Raw genomic sequence first — 20,269 nt, 5'->3', positions numbered from 1 at the left:
AGTGCCGTTACGTTCAATCGCTCAACCAACAGCTTCCGGGCGCCACGTCCGCTGCGGATGCCGCCAGTCGATGCCTTCGAGCAGATAGCCGAGCTGTGCCGGCGTGATCCTCACCGCTCCGTCCACAGCCTGTGGCCAGATGAAGCGGCCGCGCTCCAGCCGCTTGGCGAACAGGCACATGCCCTGGCCGTCGTGCCACAGCACCTTGATCAGACCGCCGCTTCTGCCACGGAACACGAACAAATGGCCGCCATGCGGATCGCGCTTCAGCGTCTCCTGGACCAGCAGCGCCAGACCATCGAAGCCCTTGCGCATATCAGTATGGCCCGGTCGCCAGCCAGACCTGGGTGCCGGAGGGAATCGGGATCGTCATCGCGAGCCCGCCCGGAGTGCAGCGATCAACGCCGTCACTACCGCGGCATCCACCGAGCCGCTGATCCGGATCTTCGTCTCCGCCGCGATCTCGACCTCGATCAGCCCTTGCGTGCGGGCTGTTGCCACGTGCGGATCGGCGGCGATCGTGACCGCGGCAAAGCCGAGCGGCGGCGCCTCCTTCCCACACAGCTGCTGGCGCCAGCGGAACACCTGACTGGAATGCACCCCGAACGCACGCGCCACACCCAGGATCGTCGCGCCTGGCTGCAACGCTGCAGCGACGACGCGCTCCTTGTCCGCCCGTGACCAATGCCGCCGTCGCCGCTCCGATGTGATCACTTCCACTTCCGCTTTGGCCATAGGACTAGCTCCAGGACTAGTCCTATGGCTTCGCGAAGCCTCACTGCCGACGCAAGGCGGCCGTCACCGGGGGCTTACTCCGGCGGCGCCGCCGGCACCGGTTCGCCGCTTCTTCAGCGACAAGGAAAAGCTCGCGATCACCAAGGAAACCGAGCTGCCGGGCGCCAAGGTCTCTGCCGTTGCCCGCAAGCATGGGATCGCCACCGGGCTGCTGTTCCGCTGGCGCGCACAGTTCGGCATTGCGCAAAGGAAGCGCTACAGGCTCGCCCGTGTCGTGCTGCGCGACGACATACCCGCCCCGCACACGCCCTGCGTGATCTGGTGCGTCCACCAGAGGGCATGATGGCTGTCGACCTCGCTGACGGACGGCGTGTCTTCGCTCCCGCCGACAGCGATCCGGATACGGTGCGGGCGCAGATCAAAAGAGGGGAGACAGCATCATGATGTTCGTTCCTGCAGGCGTGAAGGTGCGCCTCGCGCTCGGTTACACCGACATGCGCAAAGGCATGGATGGGCTCGCAATGCAGGCGCAGGACACGCTGAAGAAGGATCCGTTCTCCGGCCATCTGTTTGCATTCCGCGGCAAAAAGGAATCGATCCTGAAGGTCCTGTTCTGGGACGGAAACAGGCTCTGCCTGTTCACCAACGAATTGACCGAGGTGGCTTCGTATGGCTGCGTGTCAGCGGCGCGGGAGGCATCCTGGCGCAGTCTCTCGCGCAACTCGTAATGTTGATTGAAGGCATCAACTGGCGCACACCGGAGCGCATCTGGAAGCCAGCAATTGAAGGATAGTCTGCAAAATCTGGTGTTGAACTGAGTTGCGATCCTTCTACGATTCAGCGTGTTCGAGTACCATTGGATGCACCTCAATCTCGCCAATCTCCCGTCCGATCCTGAGCTTTTGCAGCGTCTGGTGCGCGACATCTCGGCAGCCATCGATCACCGCGAGACTGAGATCCAACGGCTCAAGTCCATCATCAAACGTTGCGCCAAATGCAATTCGGGGCAGCTCCCGAGCACATCGATCCCGATCAGCAGTCTTGAGGATCTCGACAGCGACATCGGCCACGTCGAGGAAACGCGACAAGGTTACTCCAGAAGCAAAATCTTCGCCGAGAACTCGTACGCTGCCCCATCATCTACCGCGCGAACACGTTCTGCTCGACGTGCAAGACAGAGTTTGTGGCTGCTGTGGTGGTGCTATTCGGCTGATCCACGAGATCGTCAGCGAGGCGCTGTATTGGGGTCCCCGCGTGGCTGGCCGCGAAATCTCGAGGAGGAACTGCCGATCTCTCGCAATGAGGACACTGCGACGCCGGTCAGTGGCAGCCTTCGCTATCGCGCGCTCAGAACAGATCGGCGATCTCGCCCTTCGCGGTCATGCGCGGTGGGCAGAATCCGACGGTCGGCGAGCGCACGCGCGATCAATCCACGCTGCTGCGCCAGTTCACCGATCCGCAGGGCGACACCCACGTCGGACGAACATCAGAAGACGCCAATCGACGAAGCTGCGGGCGTACGTTGGCAGCGAGGATAGACATAGCGCCTGGATGACTCACGAGAAAATACGTCCAGCTCGACGCCAACGCCCGCGTTTGCAGCGACGGCGGCGGTGTCATAGCACGCCGTCGGACCGCACGCCCGGCACGGCGATGAAGCCTCATCGGATCGCCTGACCTGGACTTCCGGCATCGCATGCATCGAGGCTGGCAGGCCGCAGTGGCCCGTTGGCTGTCCTTTTTGCTTTTCGGACAGGGGGATACTGCGATAGATTCAAGCTAATGATTGTCCGTCCGACGCACCTCGATTTGAGTTCCTTTTACATTCCAACGACCAAGACGGATTGAAGACAACATGAGTTTTGACACCGCGATCGCTTTTTTGCAGCATATGAAGCTCGGAAACATCCTGCTCGTGCAGGCAAGTCTGATCATATTGATCCCCTATTTGTTGTGGCGCACCTTGAGGTTAGGCAAGTGGTTTCCTCTGGGTGTTGTGCAGATTTTTGCCGGCGTATTGCTCGGACCATCGATTTTCGGCGCTCTCGCACCCGAATTGTTCAAAAGCCTGTTTGGTGTCGTGACGCTGGGCGCCGACAAGATCAATCGCGCAGATCCCATTCTGGCACTGGCGACGATCGCAGTTTGCCTCTTCGGCTTCCTGGCGGGCGCCGACGCCGACAAGGAGGTCATCGGAAAGTCAGGCAAGACGATCGCCTCGATTGGGGTCATCGGAATGATCGTTGGTTGGACGCTCGGCGCCTTGGCCGGCGCGGCGCTCTATTATGTCGTCCCGGCCGCGGTCGCGACACCGGGGGCCACCGACGCCTATTCTAAACCATCGCCCCTGATCTTCGCGATTGCATACGGACTGATCACGGCGGTATCCGCACTCCCCATCCTTGCCGTGATCCTTCGAGAACTAGCGTTTACCCAACATCGTATCGGCGCCATCGCGCTTGCAAGCGCCGGAATTGCGGACACGATGATGTGGCTGGGACTTGCCGTGATCGTTGCTCTCTCCGGCTCCGGGACTCTCGGCCAAGCGCTTGCGATCGCGCTTGCGGGCGGGGCTCTCAGCTTCCTCTTTGTCAGATTTGTTGCATCACCCGTTCTCAATCGTCTGATCGCCAGCGAGGCGCCCGAGAGCGCGCTGATGACCGTGGCTGCGCTTTCGATTTTTGTCGCCTCTGCGATCACCTCGCTCGCTGATTTGCATCCGGTTCTCGGCGCATTCGTCGCAGGTGTCTTTCTTCCGGATAAGATTCGCGAGATGGCAGCCCACAGATTGGATCAGCCGACGACCCTAATTCTTATGCCATTCTTCTTTCTCAACACGGGTCTTCGCACGACATTTACGTTCAACGATCCGGATATCTGGATCCTCTTCGGAGTAAGCACGTTGCTATGCATTGTAGGGAAGACCCTTGGGCACGGCCTCGCTGCGCGCGCGGGGGGCGAGACCTGGCCGTTTTCCATCGGAGCTGGTGTGCTGTTACAGACGAAAGGACTGATGGGCATCATCGTCTTGCTCGTCTTCACTGATCGTCACTTGATTTCCGGACTGATGTTTTCTGCAGGCGTCTTGATGTGCATCGCATCCACAGGACTGTCAGCTCCGGTGATGCGTGGGTTGGTCAAGCTGTTTGGCAACAGCCTGCTTGATGGCAACAGGTCAATTCCATTGATGGTGAGGGTCGAGGAGCCGCCGGTGACTGTCGCCCCTGGAACGGCGCGGCCTTTGGCGATGCTCGATTTCACCGATGGCCGCGGAACATTTCTCGTGCGCAGCCCGAACCTCCTGATTGGCCGTCACAGCCAAGATGACATCCGCATCAACGATATCAGCGTATCGCGGCATCATGCGCGGCTGCTCCAGGGCGCCGAAGGTCGATTCGAGCTCTACAATCTCACGGCCGATCGCTCGGAGGCGAACCCCATCACGGTGAATGGAGTGAGGAGAGAGCACGCCGTGCTGGCTGACGGGGACAAGGTGGGGATCGGCACGACCGAGTTCACGTTTCGTTCGGACGTGACATCCAAGATCGTTGAGGCGAACAGAGATAGCTGATTATCGATGTCGACCCGCACCACGCTGCTGCGCAACGTCCAGCTTCTGATCAGCACCTCTTCTGCCAAGCAAGGGAGCCTCGACGTTGTGGGACTTCTCCGCCGAACATGATCCGTGATCCGGAAAGACAGATTCTCCCACAACAATGTAGTTCACCGACCGCCAGACGCCTTCGATATCTCGGGCATGTTACTGCTCCGGCGCAGACGTCTGCTGAAAGCCTGTCATCGCTCACGGCTCCAGATCGTCACTGGTGCTTCTGGCCGCTGAGTGGCGTGAAAATTCCTACCGCCCGTCTTGCGAGCCGTGCGAGCATCTCGGTCAGGCAGCCACCTTGAAACGGAGCTTGACGCCTCCGATCGAGATCTCGTCGCCATCAAACAATTCTGCTCTCTCCCGTTGCTGCCCGTTGACGAGCAGTGGATTTGGCTCCGAGCGCAGCGCAGTCAGGTTGTGGATCTCGTACATGCCTTTGTCGCTCGTCAGCCGCGCGTGGTGTCGTGAGACTCGCACGTCGGGAATTCGGATATCGTCCTGCGAATGGCGACCGATGACGGCGTCGGCTTTCGTAATCGGAACTATTCCTCCGCCTTCGATGAAGACGAGACGCGGGCTCGGGCCAGTGGACGCCGGCGCTGCACCCATATCGAGTGCGGCGCTCCAGGCCGATGCCGTCGCTGCATTCCCCCATTGTCGGGCGCAGAGCCGCGCTAACGGGACGGTGGTCGCCGTCGATATCAGGGCGATCATGATCAGAGCCGAAAAAGTCGCCTGCCCGAACACACCCTTCTGATACAGGATCGTCACGACGACTATTTCCATCAGACCCTTGCACTGCATCAGGGTCCCGAGCGTGATCGAAAAGGCCCAACTCTCGCCGGTCAGCCGGGTCGGTATCGCTATGCCAAGGAACTTGGCGCCGATCCCTCCGATCATGGCCAGCGCGGCGACCGACCACAGCGCACCGTTGGAGAAGTTGAAATCAGTATGGAGCCCGGTCGATAGAAACAGGAACGGAAGAAGCAACAGCGTAACCGGCGCGTCAAATCGGTCCTGGCAGAGATGTCGTACCTTATCAGGCAATAGCAGCCCAGTGAGGAAGGCGCCGATGGCGGAATGCAGCTGGGTTGCCTCGTTAAGAGCTGCAAATGCGAATAGAACGATGATGGCAGATGACACGAGCATTCGCTCAGGTGCGTCGCGCTCAATGATGCGCTGCAGAGCGGGCGCAATGACGAGCGACAGAAGCAAGATCGTTGTTACCGCGCCCGCCGCCGCGACAAGAAAGGACTGCAGCGCTGTGCCGGTTGTGCCCGCGGCAAATGGAAGGAGGATGGTCAACGAACTCCAGAGCAGGGCATCGTCTACGCCTCCGACCGCGAGCGCAACGGTACCTATCGGCTTTTCATTGAAGCCCAACTCACGCAGGATGACGACCAGAACCGGAAGCGCGGTCACCGCCATGCAAAGTCCGAAGGCGACGGAGAATAGCCATGGGCTGACGGACGCTCCGAGAATGTCGGGCCCATTCAAACTCGTAAGCATCAGCCACGCCGCGGCTGTGCCGGCAAGCCATGGCACCATGACGCCAGCCAAGCCGACCGACAGAACCTTACCTGCAGCTGCCCGCAGAATCTGGCGGTCGAGTTCGCATCCCGCAAGAAAGACGAACAGTACCAACGCCATGCTGGAAAGAGTATCGATGCCGGCCAAAACATCCCCGCGAAAGAGAAACTTGAAAGCTTCAGGGGCAACCAACCCGAAGGCCGACGGCCCGAGAGCCATGCCGGCTAGGATCTGCACGATGGGAAGCGGAAACAGTCGCCCCAATCGAAGGGGCCCCCATATCACGAGTGGCAAGCCCACTACGACGACGACCTGAAGAAATAGGATCACTTTCGGATCGAAATGTAGCACTCCTGCCCTCGCCTCAGACGACGCGCCCGGCTGCGCGCCCGCAGTCAGCCCGACGCTAGCTGACCCGGCCTGCGTGATGGCCCAAGACTTACTCGCCCCGACCTATCAGACCACGACCCGAGCGTTCACGCCAGAGACGTTGAGGACGTCGTCCCCATCCTACACCCCACCGCGGTCGCCCCGTCTGTCCGGCAAGAACCAAGCGATTGGACCGGCGGTACAGCCACTCCGTGTGTGGCTAGACAGCTACGCAATCGATCGACATGCGCTTGGCGCGGTCGCACAGAGGCAAGTGACGAAATGGGCGCTGAGTTCAAGCTCTCATGACGGTGCAGCACTCAGCGCCATCCAGTTCGTCGGGCGAGGCCGCCGACCAGAGAAACTTCCTCCGGCTGACAATCAGCAACGGCGCCCGCCCCCGATACCAGCGCAACACAATGGCCTAGGGCCAGCAACGACGTTGTCAGCCACGCCAGAATAAAACAGCGGATTGGCTCCGTCAGAGACTTAGCCATTGCTGGCATCACGTCTGGCTTGCTAAGTTCATCGTCAATCTTGGGTAGCGGCGAGGGTCAGCTTGGCCGGCATTTTGCGGTCGCTTCCCGCAGGATTTATTGCCGTGAGTGATGATATTTGCTATGCGGTCTTATTCAACAGAGCCATTGCAGGTCGGCGATACGCTCGCCGGCTACAGGATCGTTAGGGAAATCGGGCACGGCGGCTTCGGCATTGTCTATGAAGCCCTGAACCCGGTGACTGAGGATCGCGTTGCCATCAAGCAATTTATGCCGCGCGGACTGGGGACTTGGCGCCAGGGCACGATGGTCATCCAGGACGAGGACAATTGGATCATCCATCAAAAGATTCTTGAACGTTTCGAGCAGGAAGCGCGGCTTCAAGCGAAGTTCAATCATCCGAACATTCTGAAGGTGAAGAACTTTATTCGACACGAAAATACTGGATATATGTTCGCCGATTACATCGAAGGCGGCACTCTCGTTCAGTTCCTGAAGCAATATGGCAAGGTGTTTCCCAGCGAGGACATGCTGCGCAGACTGATGGCCCCCATCGCGGAGGCCATCGGCTACGCCCATGAGCAACTGACGTTGCATCGAGATATTTCGCCCGACAACATCATGATCGACGCCACCATGAAGCCGATTCTAGTCGACTTCGGCGCAGCCAAACGCGACCTGCGGCTCAACCCACGCTATTCCAGCATCATTCCGTATCGCGAACTCTATGCGCCGGTCGAGCAGCGGCAGCCTGCAGCCGAGCGGCCGGAAGGCCGCTACACCGACATTTTCGCATTCGCCGGCACGATGTATCACATGCTCTCCGGCGAGCCTCCAATCGGTCCGCTCGACCGCGCGCTGGCGCAAAAGGACCCTTATATCCCACTGGCACAGGTCGCCAAGACCAAGTGCTCTCAGGCTGTCTGTCGCGCCATCGACCAGGGGCTCGCCCTCGCACCGGCGGCCCGTCCGCAGACCATCGAGAGCTTCGCCGAATTGCTGGGCTGGCGCGGCCAGCGGCCGCCGCCACCACCCCCACCGCCTCCACCACCTGACCCTCCGGTCGAACGGACACGTACGGTGGCCTATCTCGCGGTTGCCGCTCTCGTCGGGGCCGTGGCCGCTGGGCTGTACTTTTCAAATTCCGAGCCCTCGGCTCCGATCGGCATCCCGAATGGGGCAGTGGCCTCGACAACGCCGACCGCGCTCCCGACTTCGCCCGCGCCCACACCGACCCAGTCGTCCACCCCTCGCGCTCTACCGACCTACACCCCCACACCGGTGTTTCCGCCCGTGATCGCGCCGCCCCGGGCGCCGCCACCGCCGAGCTATGTCACCTATGAGAATTTTGACATCGAGGGTGGCGATCTACCGGGAACTCTGCCGCACTTCCGTGACGTGGATCAGTCGTATTGCGAGAGCGAGTGCTCCGGCAATGGCCAGTGCGTCGGCTATTCATACGGCAAATGGGACAGGGCCTGCTATCTTAAGGGAACCCTGCCGAACCTTCGCTTCGAGCCGAACTCCACCAGCCTGATCCGCTCCAACCAGCCGCGGCCGCCGGACTACATCGGGGCCCGCAGGATCGAGGCCACGAAGCGCAACTATGTCGGTAACCGGTACAGCACGTCATCCGCGCCGTCTCGCAAGGCGTGCGAGGAATTGTGCCTGCGGGAGACGGCTTGCCTCGGATACCAGTATGTCGCCACCGCGTGTTGGCGTTACGATCGGCTTGACTTCGCCACCAAGGATGATTCTGCCCAGGCCGGCGTCAAGCGACAGCCGGCCCGTTGAAAATCGATGATGGTTGCCATGGAGGAGATACATCGCAAGCCGCTCAGCCCCGGTCACATCGTCGCGGGGTATGCCATCATCAGAGAGATCGGGCGTGGTGGCTTCGGAATCGTTTACGAAGCCCTCAATCCCGTTACCCAGGATCGGGTGGCGATCAAGCAGTTCTATCCACAGGCTATCGCGTCCTGGCTGGAAGGAACGATTGTCGTCAAGAAGACTGATGATCAGGAATTGGTCGAGCGCATCCTCGTTCGTTTCGAGGCCGAGGCCAAACTCCAGTTCAAGTTCGACCACCCGAACATTCTGAAGGTGAAGAATTTTGTCCGCGCCGACAATACCGGCTATTTGATCACGGAATACATCGAAGGCGGCTCGCTGGCCGATTTTCTGAGGCCGTATGGAGGCATCTTCCCCGATGGAGATACTTTTCGCCGCATCATGCAGCCGGTCTGCGCTGCCCTGCGCTATGTTCATGAGCACGGCTCGCTCCACCGCGATATCTCACCCGACAACATCCTGATCGACAACGCCGGGCGGCCCGTGCTCGTCGATTTCGGCGCGGCGAAAGTGGATCTCCGCCGCAATCCGTCGGCCTCGAGCATTGTGCCCTACAAGGAGGCCTATGCGCCGGTCGAGCAGCAAGTACCTGCAGCCGAGCGACCGGAGGGCGAATACACCGACATCTATGCTCTCGCCGGCACCATGTACTGTACGCTGGCGGGCCAACCTCCAGCGCGCGCCGTCGATCGCGCGCTGTCGAGCAAGGATCCCTACGTCCAGATCGGTCAGGCCACAAAGGTCCAATGCCCGGACGCCGTCTATAAAGCCATCGATCACGGTCTGATGCTGGCAACGACCAGCCGTCCGCAGACAGTCGCAAGCTTCATGCGCGGTTTCGGTTGGCTTGACGACCCGGCACCGGTCTCACCCGTTCGAAGCGTAGACGTCTTGCCGCGGGCCGCGCAGCCGGCCCAGCCGGCGTTGGTCGACGGCAACAGGAGGAGCCGCCGTTGGTTACAATACGCCATCGTGGTGCTGCTGATCGCAACGATCATGGGACTCCTGTTCCTGTTTTCCAGTAGCAACAATGGGGCGTCGATCGAGCCGCAAGGAACAGCGCCCAGTGCGGTTGCCTCGGCAGAGCCGACGCGCAAACAGGACCGTGCGCAGTCGACGACGCGACCCGGCTTGGCGACACCCACACCGTCTCTGACCCCCACTTCGACGCCCCTGCCGACGGCCACTCCGACCTTCATCCCGATGCCGGCACCTTCGCCAACCGCAACATCGGAGCCGCTCCCCCGCGACAACGGGTTTTACCAGGCTGCGCTCAATTGCATCCGCAGCGAGGCGCCGAGCTCCTGCAACATCGATCATTGCCTGACGCCCTATCGGGTCAATATTGGGTTCGGCGATCGATATCCGGCCTTGCGCGCCGAGCTTCTCAGGTTGACTGAACGCTGTAGCACGCCTTCACCGACGCCAACGATCACCTTCACGCCCAGTCCGACTCCTGCGCCGGATCCGTCGGTCAATGAGAGCAACTACTATCAGGGTGCCCTGAACTGTCTGAACAGCGCAGTCAAATCCACTTGCGACATCGACTACTGTCTGACGCCTTACCGAAGCAACATCGGGTTCGGTCAGCGCTACCCCACTCTTCGCGAAGAGCGGCTCAGGCTATCCCAGCAATGTAGCACGCCGGCCCCCTCAACCTCCCCTACACCGGCTGCAACCTTTACGCCGACCCCAACACCCACTCCGACGGCGACACCGACCCCGACCGCGACGCCCACCCCGACACCCTCCTTGGTGCCGTTCCCCGCACCGATTCCGACGCCAACCCCCACGCCGTCTCCCCGATACTCATACATCTCGTTCGAGAACCACGACATGGATGGCGGCGATCTCCCCGGTAAGCCCCCCCATTTGGCCGACGTTGACGAAGCCGCATGCGAAACGGCCTGCGACCAGTCGACGGGATGCGTGGGTTACTCCTACGGCAAATGGGATCGCGCGTGCTACTTGAAGGGAAGCCTGCCGAACCTGCGCTTCGAGCCGAATTCCACCAGCGTCATACGCTCCAATCAGGCGCGACCGCCGGAAATTTTGGGCGCCAGGAAAGTTGAGTCCACGAGACGAAGCTTTACCGGCACCCGTTACAGCACGTCGTCTGCAAGCTCGCGTCAAGTCTGCGCCAATCTGTGTGCGACGGAAGACGCATGCCTTGCCTATCAATATGTCGGCACCTCTTGCTGGCGGTTTGACCGGGTCGATTTTGCAACCAAGGACAACAATGCCCAGGCTGGGGTCAAGCGCCAGCCGGCTCCCTAGATCATGATGCGTTTCGGCAGAAACGACACGATATTAGGCCGGATCGAGACGCAGCATGGTGACGCCGATCTTCACCTTGTCGCCGATCCCAATCGATCGCCTGCCTTGCAGCTTCTCGTCGTTGACGTAGACGGGGTTGGTCTTGCCACCGTGCTCGAGCACGAACTGCCCCGGTTGGGCATGGAGCCAGGCATGACCTTCGCGATGCATGCCATCGTCCCCGAAGGTCAATGCGATCCGGTTCTGCGGACCCCGTCCGATCGCGTTATCGCCCTTGTAGACCGGATGGCTGGTTCCGGCACCGGGACCATCCACGATGCGGAATACGGCGAGCAGGTCGCCGCGCCGGACCTGGGTCTGCCGGTCGTCGAGATCGACTTCCTTAGTCGCCTCCGAACTGGATCGCGTGACGATCGTCTGATCACGTTCACGTTTGGTATTGCTCATATGTGACTCCTTCGATGTCCTGCCCTCGCCGATCCAGATCTGCGCATCGAGGCTCGCGACGACTCACTCTCAAATAGCGGGGTCCCGCAAAGGCTTTCAGCTGTCACTTTGCAAAAAACGATCCACTTCTCACATCGGGAGCCGGTGTGGTACCATTGATGCTGGAAAACAGATCACAGCGGCCGGCTGCCCCATTCCAAGTATACCCCTGGCATCCGCGTATCTTCAGACATTCCAATGCACATTTTCCCGAACTTCTCGCAGGATTGGCAGGAGCAGCGGAGATCCTGTCTCCCTGCCAAGATCGGTCGACCCATTCCCTGATACTGCTCTGGGCGTCCTTGCTAAGATCTCTTCCAGTTATCTCACTGAACAGGTGACACTGCTTGTCTTGAGGCTCACGGGAGGAAAACGCGACGCAACGCGGATCGCGAACGCAAGCCGCATAACAGCCTCCGTTGCCCGGCGTCGCGTCCAGCCGTTGACCTTTCCAGGCAAAGCCATTGAACTCCTGATATGGAGTCAGCTCGGCTTTCGGGCCTTGACCTTGTAGATCACCTGCCCTGGGCAATGTGGTCGGCTGAGCTGCTGCCTGCACCTGTGCGTCCGAAGAACCAGCAGCCGGAGCCTCTGCGGTGGACTGATCCGCTTGGCCCTGGCCAGGCCCAGCGCCCTGCTGTTGCTGCAGACTGGATGACGGCACACGGGCCGCCGCTTGGGCAGAGGGCGTGGGTGCTGGGGCGACGGCCAGCGTCTGCGGCGCGCTGGCTCCTGCCCCGGCAATCTCCGGACTGCCTGCGTCGCTGCGCTGCTCCGGCATCGGCTTGGCAGGAGCAGTATCAGTTGTAGGCACGCGACCCGGCGGGGGATTCTGGACCCGGGCGCCATCGCCTGAACCACCCCCTCCGGTCGCGAGATAGGCAAGCAGCAGGACAACGGCCAGGATCGCGACACCAGCCAAGATCCTCGTGTCGCGCAAATGCCGCCAGGCTGAAAGTAAACCCGCAAATCGCCCCTGTTGCGCGCCGCTGGCGAGAGTGTCTTCCTTTCTGGATGTCATCGCGACCCGGGTCAAACCAGCACTGGACGAGGCCCCGACAACGACGATCGTCGTGTTGTCCTGATAGCTCCGGTTTTGGCCAATGCCGTCGACGGCCCCGATCAACCCGGCGGCGATGCCCGGGATCCCGCTCGGACGCAGCTGCATGACGAAGTTTTGCAATTGCACCAGTTCCAAAGTCTCGATCCCGTCCGACGCTACGATGATGATGTCGTCAGCCAGCATCGGACGGGTGGCCACCTGCGGCGTATGACCGTACTCGTTGTTGCGGAGATTGCCGCCTGTCAGTGCCAGGGTGAGCGAGCCGCGTTGACGCGCGTCAGCCATCGCAATCGACCATCGGCTCGGATCGTTGGATCCAAGGACTTTGCGGTCGAGGTAATCAAAATATGAGTGATCCAAGTTGACGCGATGAATCTCGTCGTCCCGCGATCGGAGCAGCAACGAGTCTCCTACACTGACGAACGTCATCCGGTCCTGGCCGAAATGGGCGGCGATCAACGTGCAGCCCATATCCTGCAGCGAGGCGTTCCGTCGCTTCTCATCTGCAATCGCCATGTTGGCGACGTCGAGCGCGTGCGTGAGCCTGTCCGCTACCGCGCCCTCGTGGCGGAAAAAAGCGCCGGCGAAAGCATCGCAGGCGACGCGGCTCGCTATTTCTCCGCCCTCGTATCCGCCGATGCCGTCGGAAACGACCACGAGCGTTCCATCGCCGGTCGCGACCGATCCGCTTTGCGCTCTCTCGCTGACATCCTCGCCGCGGGTATTGAAGACACGCCACGAATCTTGCTGCGGCTTCTTGCTGCCGCTTCCGACGATTGCTCGCCCGGAGATTTCCAGCCGCATCAGGCCTCGTCCCAGCTGAAGTTTGGACCGCACAGGGGCACGAAGCGAAGCTTTGTCTTACCGACTTCGATCTCGCATCCTTCGTTCAGCACCTTGGAATCCAGCACGACATCACCGTCCAAATAGACCAGGTTGGCCTTGTCGCCGATGCTGATGTGGAAGAACCGCTTCTTTGGCTCATAGGTGATGAAGAAGTGCTTTTCTCGCGAAATCTCGGTATCGCCGAAATCCAGCGGAATCCGTTGCTCCGCGTCGCGACCCACCGAATTCCGCCCTTCGAAGATCGGTCTCGCCTTGCCCTTTCCCGGACCGGCCACCGCGACGAGCCAGCCTGTCACCGGCTGAAAGGCCTCCGGTCCTCCCGCAGGGTGATCGTGCGACTGAGGGCGATGGAATGTCGTATGGGGAATTGAACTGGAATTGATCACCGTCGGTCCCAGACCGCCGCTTTCCGCTCCCTTGCCCGAGCTCGATGGCGGTCTGCCGGCGATCCGCGTCGGAGCCGCCTGATGGCCACCGCTTTGTTGCGGAGCGCCTGGATCGATCTCGCGCCGCCGTGTCGGCTCGTCGTTCTCAGCCATGGTCAATCTCCCTTCGAAAAAAACGCGCAGATCAACGAACTTCAACGAATATGAAACCGTAGCTCCCGGTGCCGAGCCTGACGCGATCGCCGTTGGCCAGTTCGGCGTGCTCAATTTCCTTGTCGTTGATCCAAATCGGATTAGGTGTATGGCGGTATTCGCGGGATCGGTTCGAAATCTGAAAGCGACCATCGGTATTGACCGAGATCGCGACGTGATGGCGTGACACGGTATCCTCGTTCGGATCTGTCACGATATCGTTGTCGACTTCCCGTCCGATCGTAACATGTTTTTTGCGAAGGGCGACGCGTCCGGGCGTCGAATTAAACTCGAGCCACGCGAGAGGAGGACCTTGCGGCGCAGCGGGGCTGGGCGGAGGCGGTTCGGGAAGATGCTCGGGCTTCGGCGGTGCAGGCACGAGGGGGGCGGGCGACGACGCCAGCGAGGGCGGCGCCGCTTCGGGCAAGCCCGCCTGAGCGCTCAGATTCTTGCGCACCTCATCCACACTGGCGAGCGGAACGGATTTCGGCTCCTTTCTACTGCTGATCCGCTTCGCGAGCAGAGCTGCTAGGGCGGCAACGAGAATGAGCAACGCGACGATCGCGATGGACATCTGATAGGACAGCGACCTCAGCCACACCTGGATACCCTCAAGCACGCCGGCCGACGGCGGCGGTGCAGCGGCAGCTGCGTCTGCCGCCCCCTCCGCCAGTGCGACGGAAAAGCTCGAAGCCAGATTTCCGGGATGCCGCAGAGTGACGTCCAAGGAGGCCGCGACCTTGCGGGACGGCGCGGTCGCCTCCAAGATTCCGCCACCGCTGAATCGGGTGAGGATGGCGTTTCGGATATCCTGCGGCAGCGACTTCTTGAGGTCCGAACGAAAATAGAGCCCCCCGGTCGAATTGCTCATGCGTTCGAGCAGCTGGAGGTTCGGTGAATCCGCGGTCTGCTCGACGTAGCCCAACCCGACAATCCGCACGCTCGCCGCTTGCGCGAGCTTGATAACCTCGTCGAGATTGTAGGCCGTGTCGTCCGACTTCCCCGACGAGGCGATCACGAGCACCTTACGCGGCGCCGATACCGACTGCAGCTGCCGCACAGCCTCGAGCGTATGCCGCAACAGCTCGGATGCGGTCCCTCCTTGACTGATGCGGCCGAACGCGTTGGTCACCGCCGACCGGTCGGTCGTGAATGGCTGAAGCCGGGTCAACTCGTTGGCGAACATCGCAACGGCAACCTGCTGTTTGCCGCGCGCCTTGGCGAAAATGTCCGACAAGTCCCGCATTTCGGCCTGCCTTGCCGACCTACGATCGATCAGGACAAAGAAAGCGGTATCGTCCTCCGTCGGATCGAACGGACGAAACACAGACGTCCACTCGAGACTTCTGTCTGCGGCATCGGTGACCGTCGTCCGCGTCACGTCGACCGGCGTCTCGAACCGTATCGTGCAACGGAGAGACGCGCGATCATCATTCCGTTCGCCGCGGCAGCTCACCTGACTTTGCGGAACACCCTGCGCCGGCGGCCGTGGAGTGACCGTAACCTGGATCTCGCGCGGCGCCGAACCCGGCGTTTGAGCCAGCACGGGTGAGCTGGAGACCACAACCACGCCAAGCAGGCCCGCGGTCAGACCATATCTGACCGATTCAGATGTCCACGAGGACTCCGACCATGTGCAAAAGCTGCGAAGGCCCCTCATAGCTTCCCCCATTCCCCGCCCTTGTAGCGCCAACGTACCATGAAAATCTGCACCAGCCCGAGCAAACTTGCGAACGACATGATGAACACCAGACCAAAATGCAAAAACAGGTAGAAGTAGTCGTCCGGGCGGATCCAGCTCGCAGGCAGGAAGGACAACATGTTCATCCTGATGGCTCCGAGAACGACAAAGAACTCGAAGATCATGGATACGAACTGGAACACGAACGGCCAATCGCGCTCCCAGCGCAGCTTCTGCAATCCGATGTAAATGACATCGAGAACGACGCCGACAATGAACAGCAAGCAGATGATCTGTATCGGCCTGACATCGTAGGGGATTGCACCTAGCGACCTCAGCCAGGGCCGCACTGGAAACGCCGGCGCAAAACTGCTCAGCCAAACCGCGTACCCCACCGAGATCGGAAACCCGATCCAGAGAAACAAGAGAATTCTTGTTTGCCATCGACCCAGAAGCGTTGGAAGCATACCGGAACCCATTTCTGACGGATGACTTGAAATGATGCTGGCTGCCTTATGGGCTCCGATTGAAGCACCAGCGCAACCACTGCGAAAGGGACTTGAAGGCACCGAAACCGGACACGTAAGGCGCGCGCTGTGCGTGGAGATGATCGACGGAGCGCAACGCCGCGTATTGAAGCCCGAGGAAGCTGTCGACCGCGGCATACGGGCCATGAGCCGTAATCTGACCAGCGGCATAGACGCGCCCCCCGCCGGTCTGCCGTAGTCCCGTCACTTCGAAATCGGGACTGACGGCAAGTCCGCCCTGGACATTGCCTTGCTGCTTGTAGTCCCGGTTTCGCGGCAACTGATAGGTCCGGCCGAGATCGCCGAGGAACTCAGAGTTGGCGATGTCGCCGATGAGGCCAATGCAGTCGATGACGTAATCCGCCTTGATATGCCGCGGTATGGATGCATCGTTGCCACTGTATTCGAGCAAGACACGACCGGCTGGCCCCGTCTCGGAAAGATCCTTGATCTCCATCTTTCCGATTGCAACCTTGTACCAGCCGTCACGAAGCCCGTGCTTGATGATACGGATCCAGTCCCGACGCCTCGCGGTGGTCGTTCCGCCCAAGGCACCGTAAATCTGCGAACGCGCTTCCGGAGACGAACTCTCGATCAACGCACGCAACTCGCCGCCCCAGCAGGATTTCGGCCAGTTGAAGGGTTGCAGTTCGGTGTTGTTGAAAACGGGCCGACGTGCGAAGCCGAAGCGCGAGCCGTCACGCCGTCCGACGGCGGTCCGAATCTGGTGAAAGACCTGGATCTGGTCGTTGTGTGCTCTGGCGGAATGCAGTCGCTGCAGAATGCGTGACGCGACGATGCCCCTGCCGCGAACCACCACGACCGCCGACGCACGTTTCTGTTCGAGCGCCTCATAGACAGCATCGTGAGGATCGTAGGCCTTGAATACCCGCCCTTCGTTCAGATAGCGGCCGTTGAACTTGAACACATCGTCCTCGGTACGATAGGCCGGATAGCCCGTCGCCAGATGAACGAACTTTCCGATCACCACACGATCACGATTACTGCCGAGCGCGTGCCGCTTGTCCAGTCGGATGGCAACAGCATACCGGCCGTCGCTGGTCTTGCGCATCGCAATGATCCTCGAGGTGAGGCAAACCCGCTTCCAGCCGATCCGCGCCGCCTCACGATCGATCGACTTGAACACGTCGTCCGAACGCGGCGTATAGCTTTCCAGCAAGGCAGGCTCGCCGAACACACGCAGCACATGGCGCAGTCCACCGAGCCGCAGACGCTTCAGGTCTCGCCACGTCTCGCGACTCGCATAGCCGGGAAAGCCCCATATGTTGTCCGGCGCTGATATCGAATTTGACCGCAGCCTCTCGTGGTTTGGAATCTGCGAATACTGGCATAGCCGCCGGTAGTTGCCATACGGGCGCGGGTAGTCGGACGGGTCTTCCGAGTTCCAATCATGACTTCCGAGCACGCAGATCGACTCGGCCGGCACTCCGAAGATACGAAGATGATCGACCCAGGTGAAGCTGCCGAGGCCGCCGCCGATCGCAAGGTAGTCATACTCGCCGTGGATGTAGCCGCCTGCCCGAATGGCGCCGACGTCGACGACTTCGCTTTTGAACACGGAGGCCGGAAACGTCTCCGGTGGCGGTGGTGGTGGCGGAGGCGGAGGCGGAGGACCGGGAGATGGCCGGCCTTCGGACTGCTCCACCATCCTGATCTCGAAAGGATCTATCCGCAGATGGCCATCGATCCATTGCGTCCTGCCCTTGACCCGCTCGCCGTTGACATAGGTACCGTGGGTGCTGTCCTGATCGACGATTTCGAGACCGTTGGTGTCGACGACTAGAAGCGCATGGCTTCGTGAGACATGCGGACGGTCAAGAACGATGTGCCGATCCGGCAGGCGCCCGATCGTGTAGGTTGCCGGTCTGGTCAATGAGATCTGATCATGAAGCCTGCTGTTGCCGTTCTCATCCCGAATATAAATGTCGAGCAACAAAGGAAAGCTGACCATTGATCAGCACCTACCTCTTATCTGTGGGTGGTACCGCGCGGGTTACACCGCCGATCAGCCCGAACGAACAGAATCTGCAATTGGCGTTTAGTGTATATGGATTGAGCAGCTCGCAGGAGAGATTCGAGCACTTCAAGCTGCTCTCGCCCGGTGGATAAAGCTCTATCCGCACGTTTTCGATCTCGATGACGTCTCTGGGATGGAGATCGACTTTGGTCGATTGAACCGGCTGTTTGTTCACGAGAATCGGTGGGCGCTCAGCAATCGGACGCGTGGCCAGAAATCCGCCGCCTTGAAGACCGACGATGGCGGCCATGGCATGCTCGTCTTCGATGCGGTGCGACGATAAGATGGTATCCAGATCCGCCTTGACCGGCGCTTGATCAAAAATGTAACCGGTCTTTTTCTTGAAGCAGAGCAGCAGCATCTCGCCGACCTGGAATGGCGCCCCCGTCTTGTATCCGTCGATCAGCACCTGCGCTTCGAATATGATGGGTGCATTCGGATCCCGCTTCGACTTCGCGACATCGATCGTAAACTCAAATATTTCGAAGAAGTCCTTGGGCTTGAGGTCAATTGAGCTGCCCTGCTTCATGCGCACACCACGGTAGATCGTGCCGTTGGAGCTTTTGTCGAGCAGCCGAAAACCTTGGCCAGCTCGCTGAACGACTGCATGAGTTCTGGAAATCGTCTTGTCCTGCGGATCGTGCCCGATCCGGACCGGGTTATGCTCGCCGCGACCGATGCTCAGTGGCATCTTGTAGCAACCCTGCGAAACTTCCTTTCCTCGCCGACTGACCGTGACGTCGACGAAATCGTCAATCTCGCTCATTGTAAGCCCAAATTAATTGCCAACAAGCACGGAATCTGAGACGACTTTAGCGTGCACAGACTGAAACGATTGCTCATTATTATAGATGCGGATTACCGGCGACAAGGGCTCTCCAGGCAGGAAGGTCGGACTTTCAAGGTCGTCGACCTGCGTGACGGTGATATTTCTGCTGTTGTTTGGCGGGGCCGCAGGTGCCGGCGACTTCGACCGATGGCGAGAGCAACTCTGGAGCGACGCCGAAAAGCGCGGTATCAAACGGCAGCTATTTGACGAGGCGACCAATGTACCGCTCGACTTGACTCTGCCGGACCTGGCTCTACCGAACCGACCAACCAACGAGCAGGCCGAGTTTGGGAGATTGCCAGCCGACTACATCTCCCGGCAGCAGATCAGCGCTTTGGCTGCAAAAGGACGACAATATCTGTCAACCTATCGTCGGGTGCTCGCCGAAACCGAAGCGAAGTACGGCGTGCCAGGTCACGTCATCATCGCGATCTGGGGACGCGAGACCGACTACGGATCTGAACGGGAACGCCATTACGTCATCCCATCCCTGTTAACCCTGGCCTATCACGGCAAGCGGAAGGACCAGTTTCGGGAAGAGTTGCTGATCGCGCTCGAACTCGTCCAGGAAGGCAAGATGCGCCGGGATGCAGTCGGATCGTGGACGGGGGCGATGGGGCACACACAGTTCGAACCCTCGGATATCCGCAAGTTCGCGGTCGACGGCGACGGTGACGGCAAGATCGACCTCATCAACTCCATTCCCGACGCGCTCGCGTCGGCCGGTAAACAGCTCCATGATTATGGCTGGAGGCGAGCACGCAAATGGGCCATAGAAGTGCGGCTGTCGCCGAATGTGAGCTGTGTGGAGAGTTCGTCGACCGTTGAACGGACCCTCGCCGAATGGCTCGATCTCGGCGCTTTCCCGGCTTCCCGCATGGGCGTTTCGATCGACATGCTCGACGAGCCGGCGATCCTGCTGATGCCTGCGGGAATCTATGGACCGGCGTTCCTGGCGTTCGAGAACTTCAAGGTTTTTCGTCGATACAACCAATCGGACAATTACGCGATTTTTGTAGGACACCTCGCGGACCGGATTGCGGGCGGTTCTGATTTCGAGACGCCTTGGACCAAGCTCCCCCTGATCAACACCCGCGAGGTCCTGGACATTCAGCAGATGCTGCAAGGCAGCGGCGACTACACGGGCGCCATCGACGGACGACTCGGATCGGCCACACGGCGCGCCATCGGCATGTTCCAGCAGCGGCTCGGCCTGAAAGTCGACTGCTGGGTCTCGAGTGCTCTCCTGAATAGCGGCCGCGGAAAAACGACTGCCCCCGGCACGTCCCCCGCCGGAGCCGCCTCTCGATGAGTCAACCAATGCCGCGCCGCGCACGCCAGGTACTCAGTCCTTC

Annotated in this window: 17 protein-coding genes; 6 read left to right on the top strand and 11 right to left on the bottom strand. The window is 60.4% G+C overall.

Annotation, left to right across the window (positions count from 1 at the left end):
- Nucleotides 1-21: 21 nt before the first annotated feature.
- Nucleotides 22-315 (bottom strand): IS66 family insertion sequence element accessory protein TnpB, encoded by a 294-nt coding sequence (gene tnpB, locus ACQR07_RS16320; RefSeq protein WP_434903251.1) that lies wholly within the window; start codon nucleotides 313-315, stop codon nucleotides 22-24.
- 54 nt (nucleotides 316-369) lie between these two features.
- Nucleotides 370-735 (bottom strand): IS66-like element accessory protein TnpA, encoded by a 366-nt coding sequence (tnpA, locus tag ACQR07_RS16315; RefSeq protein WP_434903250.1) that lies wholly within the window; start codon nucleotides 733-735, stop codon nucleotides 370-372.
- Between tnpA and ACQR07_RS16310 the strand changes: the two genes are divergently transcribed.
- Both ACQR07_RS16310 and tnpB (ACQR07_RS16305) read left to right on the top strand, forming a co-directional pair.
- Complete coding sequence (locus ACQR07_RS16310) at nucleotides 728-1,078, top strand: transposase (RefSeq protein WP_434903249.1); 351 nt, start codon at nucleotides 728-730, stop codon at nucleotides 1,076-1,078. The genes tnpA and ACQR07_RS16310 overlap by 8 nt on opposite strands.
- A 97-nt stretch (nucleotides 1,079-1,175) precedes the next feature.
- Nucleotides 1,176-1,463 (top strand): IS66 family insertion sequence element accessory protein TnpB, encoded by a 288-nt coding sequence (gene tnpB, locus ACQR07_RS16305; RefSeq protein ID WP_434903248.1) that lies wholly within the window; start codon nucleotides 1,176-1,178, stop codon nucleotides 1,461-1,463.
- A gap of 102 nt (nucleotides 1,464-1,565) precedes the next feature.
- Here tnpB (ACQR07_RS16305) and ACQR07_RS16300 read toward each other — a convergent pair whose 3' ends face one another.
- Nucleotides 1,566-1,823 carry a hypothetical protein gene (locus tag ACQR07_RS16300; RefSeq protein ID WP_434903247.1) on the bottom strand — a complete coding sequence of 86 codons (258 nt, stop codon included), beginning with the start codon at nucleotides 1,821-1,823 and terminating at the stop codon, nucleotides 1,566-1,568.
- A gap of 767 nt (nucleotides 1,824-2,590) precedes the next feature.
- Between ACQR07_RS16300 and ACQR07_RS16295 the strand changes: the two genes are divergently transcribed.
- Nucleotides 2,591-4,306, top strand: a complete 1,716-nt coding sequence (locus ACQR07_RS16295; RefSeq protein ID WP_434903246.1) for a cation:proton antiporter domain-containing protein — start codon at nucleotides 2,591-2,593, stop codon at nucleotides 4,304-4,306.
- Between the two features lie 321 nt (nucleotides 4,307-4,627).
- Here the strand turns inward: ACQR07_RS16295 and ACQR07_RS16290 are convergent, their stop codons facing one another.
- Nucleotides 4,628-6,223 (bottom strand): cation:proton antiporter domain-containing protein, encoded by a 1,596-nt coding sequence (locus tag ACQR07_RS16290; protein ID WP_434903245.1) that lies wholly within the window; start codon nucleotides 6,221-6,223, stop codon nucleotides 4,628-4,630.
- Nucleotides 6,224-6,885: 662 nt separating this feature from the next.
- On the opposite strand from ACQR07_RS16290, the gene ACQR07_RS16285 reads away from it, so the two are divergent.
- Both ACQR07_RS16285 and ACQR07_RS16280 read left to right on the top strand, forming a co-directional pair.
- Nucleotides 6,886-8,532, top strand: coding sequence for a protein kinase domain-containing protein (locus tag ACQR07_RS16285; RefSeq protein ID WP_434903244.1), 1,647 nt, complete (start codon nucleotides 6,886-6,888; stop codon nucleotides 8,530-8,532).
- 6 nt (nucleotides 8,533-8,538) lie between these two features.
- A complete protein-coding gene (locus ACQR07_RS16280) occupies nucleotides 8,539-10,866 on the top strand; it encodes a protein kinase domain-containing protein (RefSeq protein WP_434903243.1) in 2,328 nt (775 codons plus the stop codon).
- A 33-nt stretch (nucleotides 10,867-10,899) separates the two neighbouring features.
- Here the strand turns inward: ACQR07_RS16280 and ACQR07_RS16275 are convergent, their stop codons facing one another.
- The 7 genes from ACQR07_RS16275 to ACQR07_RS16245 form a co-directional block, all read right to left on the bottom strand.
- Entirely contained in the window at nucleotides 10,900-11,313 is a 414-nt protein-coding gene (locus ACQR07_RS16275) for an FHA domain-containing protein (RefSeq protein WP_434903242.1), read from the bottom strand.
- Between the two features lie 103 nt (nucleotides 11,314-11,416).
- Entirely contained in the window at nucleotides 11,417-13,219 is a 1,803-nt protein-coding gene (locus ACQR07_RS16270) for a protein phosphatase 2C domain-containing protein (RefSeq protein WP_434903241.1), read from the bottom strand.
- A complete protein-coding gene (locus ACQR07_RS16265; RefSeq protein WP_434903240.1) occupies nucleotides 13,219-13,800 on the bottom strand; it encodes an FHA domain-containing protein in 582 nt (193 codons plus the stop codon). Before ACQR07_RS16265 ends, ACQR07_RS16270 begins: the two co-directional genes overlap by 1 nt.
- A 31-nt stretch (nucleotides 13,801-13,831) precedes the next feature.
- Nucleotides 13,832-15,385 carry an FHA domain-containing protein gene (locus ACQR07_RS16260; RefSeq protein ID WP_434903239.1) on the bottom strand — a complete coding sequence of 518 codons (1,554 nt, stop codon included), beginning with the start codon at nucleotides 15,383-15,385 and terminating at the stop codon, nucleotides 13,832-13,834.
- A gap of 110 nt (nucleotides 15,386-15,495) precedes the next feature.
- The gene (locus ACQR07_RS16255; protein ID WP_434903238.1) at nucleotides 15,496-15,945 is read right to left on the bottom strand and encodes a hypothetical protein; all 450 of its coding nucleotides are present in this window, start codon (nucleotides 15,943-15,945) and stop codon (nucleotides 15,496-15,498) included.
- 88 nt (nucleotides 15,946-16,033) lie between these two features.
- A complete protein-coding gene (locus tag ACQR07_RS16250; RefSeq protein WP_434903237.1) occupies nucleotides 16,034-18,019 on the bottom strand; it encodes an FHA domain-containing protein in 1,986 nt (661 codons plus the stop codon).
- A gap of 10 nt (nucleotides 18,020-18,029) precedes the next feature.
- Nucleotides 18,030-18,851, bottom strand: coding sequence for an FHA domain-containing protein (locus ACQR07_RS16245; protein WP_434903236.1), 822 nt, complete (start codon nucleotides 18,849-18,851; stop codon nucleotides 18,030-18,032).
- A gap of 151 nt (nucleotides 18,852-19,002) precedes the next feature.
- Here ACQR07_RS16245 and ACQR07_RS16240 point away from each other — a divergent pair, with 151 nt between their 5' ends.
- Nucleotides 19,003-20,226: a lytic murein transglycosylase gene (locus tag ACQR07_RS16240; RefSeq protein WP_434903235.1), complete on the top strand. Its 1,224-nt coding sequence runs from the start codon at nucleotides 19,003-19,005 to the stop codon at nucleotides 20,224-20,226.
- The last annotated feature ends 43 nt before the right edge of the window (nucleotides 20,227-20,269 follow it).

Source organism: Bradyrhizobium sp. HKCCYLS20291, from assembly GCF_051167715.1.
Taxonomy (GTDB): Bacteria; Pseudomonadota; Alphaproteobacteria; order Rhizobiales; family Xanthobacteraceae; genus Bradyrhizobium.
Note: the sequence above shows the minus strand (reverse complement) of the source record. Positions and strands in the feature narration are given on the sequence as shown.

Coding starts and splice junctions, on each gene's coding strand:
- tnpB (WP_434903251.1), bottom strand. CDS start 315: ATGCGCAAGGGCTTCGATGGTCTGGCGCTGCTGGTCCAGGAGACGCTG.
- tnpA (WP_434903250.1), bottom strand. CDS start 735: ATGGCCAAAGCGGAAGTGGAAGTGATCACATCGGAGCGGCGACGGCGG.
- tnpB (WP_434903248.1), top strand. CDS start 1,176: ATGATGTTCGTTCCTGCAGGCGTGAAGGTGCGCCTCGCGCTCGGTTAC.
- ACQR07_RS16295 (WP_434903246.1), top strand. CDS start 2,591: ATGAGTTTTGACACCGCGATCGCTTTTTTGCAGCATATGAAGCTCGGA.
- ACQR07_RS16280 (WP_434903243.1), top strand. CDS start 8,539: ATGATGGTTGCCATGGAGGAGATACATCGCAAGCCGCTCAGCCCCGGT.
- ACQR07_RS16275 (WP_434903242.1), bottom strand. CDS start 11,313: ATGAGCAATACCAAACGTGAACGTGATCAGACGATCGTCACGCGATCC.
- ACQR07_RS16270 (WP_434903241.1), bottom strand. CDS start 13,219: ATGCGGCTGGAAATCTCCGGGCGAGCAATCGTCGGAAGCGGCAGCAAG.
- ACQR07_RS16265 (WP_434903240.1), bottom strand. CDS start 13,800: ATGGCTGAGAACGACGAGCCGACACGGCGGCGCGAGATCGATCCAGGC.
- ACQR07_RS16250 (WP_434903237.1), bottom strand. CDS start 18,019: ATGGTCAGCTTTCCTTTGTTGCTCGACATTTATATTCGGGATGAGAAC.
- ACQR07_RS16245 (WP_434903236.1), bottom strand. CDS start 18,851: ATGAGCGAGATTGACGATTTCGTCGACGTCACGGTCAGTCGGCGAGGA.